This window comes from Actinophytocola sp., assembly GCF_036002505.1.
Taxonomy (GTDB): domain Bacteria; phylum Actinomycetota; class Actinomycetes; order Mycobacteriales; family Pseudonocardiaceae; genus DASYTH01.
Genome location: NZ_DASYTH010000418.1, coordinates 1 through 2,774, shown reverse-complemented (window position 1 = coordinate 2,774; position 2,774 = coordinate 1). Strand labels below are relative to the sequence as shown.

At 67.0% G+C, this 2,774-nt stretch carries 5 protein-coding genes; 2 read left to right on the top strand and 3 right to left on the bottom strand.

Annotation, left to right across the window (positions count from 1 at the left end; genetic code table 11):
- The coding region (locus VGR06_RS36820; protein ID WP_327563841.1) for a dihydrofolate reductase family protein at window positions 1-420 on the bottom strand (420 nt) is incomplete at its 3' end.
- Between the two features lie 178 nt (window positions 421-598).
- A complete protein-coding gene (locus tag VGR06_RS36815; RefSeq protein ID WP_327563840.1) occupies window positions 599-1,030 on the bottom strand; it encodes a hypothetical protein in 432 nt (143 codons plus the stop codon).
- A gap of 13 nt (window positions 1,031-1,043) precedes the next feature.
- Here VGR06_RS36815 and VGR06_RS44170 point away from each other — a divergent pair, with 13 nt between their 5' ends.
- Complete coding sequence (locus tag VGR06_RS44170) at window positions 1,044-1,619, top strand: tyrosine-type recombinase/integrase (protein ID WP_414637402.1); 576 nt, start codon at window positions 1,044-1,046, stop codon at window positions 1,617-1,619.
- Here the strand turns inward: VGR06_RS44170 and VGR06_RS36810 are convergent.
- Window positions 1,536-2,234, bottom strand: coding sequence for a class I SAM-dependent methyltransferase (locus VGR06_RS36810; protein WP_327563839.1), 699 nt, complete (start codon window positions 2,232-2,234; stop codon window positions 1,536-1,538). The two genes, VGR06_RS44170 and VGR06_RS36810, sit on opposite strands and share 84 nt — an antisense overlap.
- Before the next feature lie 193 nt (window positions 2,235-2,427).
- Here VGR06_RS36810 and VGR06_RS36805 point away from each other — a divergent pair.
- The coding region (locus VGR06_RS36805; protein WP_327563838.1) for a helix-turn-helix domain-containing protein at window positions 2,428-2,774 on the top strand (347 nt) is incomplete at its 3' end.

Below are 2,774 nucleotides of genomic sequence, written 5' to 3'. Positions count from 1 at the left end.
CTCGAGCAGCCACCGGGTCAGGGCGCCGCTGCCGTGCACCTGCAGCTCACCCGCCGGCTTGGCCTTCAGCTCGCCGATGGCCGCCGCGAGGTCACCGGAGAGGACGGTCGTGTCCGCCCACCGCGGTTCGGTGAGCGTGTTCGATGCGACGTACTTGGGCTTGGTGTTCAAGGCACCTACGATGGGGTTCTCCAGATCTTCCCTCACGCCCCAGTAGCCGGCGAAGAGCTCGTAGGTCCGCCGGCCGAACAGGAACGCGTCGGCGCGCTGGTACACCTGGTCGACGAACGTCATGGCCTCGCTGTCGAACAACGGCCTGGCCCATCCGCCGCGCTGGAATCCGATGTCGAGCACATTCGGCCCGCCGTTTGCCTGCATCACTCCATCGACGGAGACCTGCGTGGTGGTCGTCAGTTTCATGATCGCGGTTCCCTTCTCCTTGGGGGCGGCCCCTGGTGGGCGGCCTCTCACCCCTGCTACGAACACCTCTGCCCCGATCCGACACCGCCTCCCGGATTTTCTTACGAGGACTTTCTGGTACGGCGGTTGTCAGCGATCGACAGCGCGACGGTTTCGGGGCGACTGCGCTCCCACTTCCTCATGCGCGCCCAGTGCGGACGAACGCCGGGATCAGATCGATCGCGAAGCCCCTGACTCGTCGTCCGGTCATGCCGCTCCGGGCGTGCTGGCGTTCATCGCCGGCGTTAACGCACGGTGATGTATGGCTGCCTTTCCCGTTCCCAACGGTGTCGCTCGTGCGGATCAGCTCGTTCTGCGCGCCGCGGTGTCTGCCTATCTTGGCCGCTACCGGGGCGAGACCCGGCTGCACACCGAGTCCGACCTGCGAGTCTTCCTGGGCTGGTGCGTCAATCAGAACCTCGACCCGCTCGCCGCGGTCTGGGTGGACATCGAACGGTATCTGCGCTGGCTGCAGGACGAGCGCCGCTACCAGCCCTCGACAGTCTCCCGTCGGCTGTCGGTCGTGGTCGGCTTCTACCGCGTCTGTGTCATCGACCAGATCCTGGCGCACTCGCCGGCCGACTATGTCCGCCGGCCCACGGTGCCGGCGGAGTCGCCCACTCTCGGCCTTGGCGATCGATCGGGCAGTCGACGGCCGCGACCACGGGCCCATCCTGCGCAACGCCTACGGCGTACGGATGGACCGGCACGCGGCCACCCGAAGGCTCAAGCATCTGGCCGACGCGGCAGGCATCCGGATCGCGCGGATGCACCCGCACATGCCCCGGCACACGTTCGTGACCACCATGCTCGACGCGGGCGTCAGTTTGCGCGACGTGCAGATCGCCGCCCGCCACGCCGACCCACGCACCACTATGCGCTACGACCGTGCCCGCAAGAACCTCGACCGGCACCCAACTACATCCTCGCCGCCTACATGGCCTCGGGCACGTAGCCGACCAGCGCGCGGAACTGCCGAATTGAGGACGTATGTGCTGGCACTCCGCCATGGCCAAACGCACTTGCTTCCGCCACTGTCGGTTGAGCGGCCGGGTCCCGGGCTGGCGTGTGACGGTTCAGCCGGTTTGTATGACGCGGAACCATCCGGGCAACGTGACTTGACCGCGATTTCCGGTAAATGGGGCCAACGCGGCGTGTAAAGCCGTTTCGACTGCAGATTGGCCGGAGTGTCGGATTGCGAGCGCCGTCGCCCCCGCGCTGAGGAATGCACCCACAGCAGCCTCGGTGTCTGGGAAGACCGAGGTCGCCTCGATGGTCTCGTCCGACCGGGAGCGCATCCCGGTTCTGAACAGCATCTCCTCGAGCATTCCGGGTGCGGATAGCGCGTACATGCCGCTTCGTTTGAGGCTCGAGAGCGACTCCGGTGGCAACAGTGTTGCCAGCGCAGCGAACACTGCCGGGATCCCGGAGTCGGCCAACTGGGTCGGAATGGCCACCCAGAGCCCGTCCCGGCAGACTCGTCGGGCCTCAGCCAGCGCCGCGGCGTGATCGTCAGCGAACTGGAAGCTGCTGAAGCCGGTCACCACATCAAAGGTCTTGTCGGGCCAGGGCAGCGCCTCGAAGTCACCGACGCGGATGTCCGCGCCGGGGATGCGCTTGGTCGCAATCTTGGCCAGCTCGGCCGAGGCATCTATGCCGGCCGCGGCCGCCCCGCGTTCGGTGGCCAGCGCAACGAAACGCCCCGCGCCGCACCCGCAGTCAAGGACGGCTATGCCCGGCCGGATGCGGGCCCGGTCAAGCACATGCTCATACACCGGCGTGCCCCAGCCGCGGGGTCCTTCCCACGTCTCGGCCCAGGTTGACGCGCGGGCACCGAATAGTGACCCCCACCTCGTTCCGCTGCCATTTCCATGCTGTCCCATGCGCCCACCGTGTACCCGACCGGGCCGCGACGGTAGGACAGAATCTGCTCTAGCCGGTCCAGACCGGCCAGGCCAGACTGCAGGCATGCGGACATACGGGCAGTACTGTCCAATCGCCCGGGCAGCCGAAATATTCGCCGAACGCTGGACGCCGCTGATCGTTCGGAACATCCACGCCGGCTGGGGCGCTTACGGGGAGATCCTCGCCGGCGCACCTGGCCTATCGCACACATTGCTGACCCAGCGACTACGCCACCTCATCAAGACCGGGATCATCACAACCACGGCCAAGGCCAGTGGCCCCGGAGTCCGGTACATTCTCACCGACGCCGGCGAGGAGCTTTGGCCCGTACTGTTGGCGCTCGGCGCCTGGGGCGAGCGATGGGTCGAGCTGCGCGACGAACACACCAATCCCCGGTTCCTGCTCTGGAC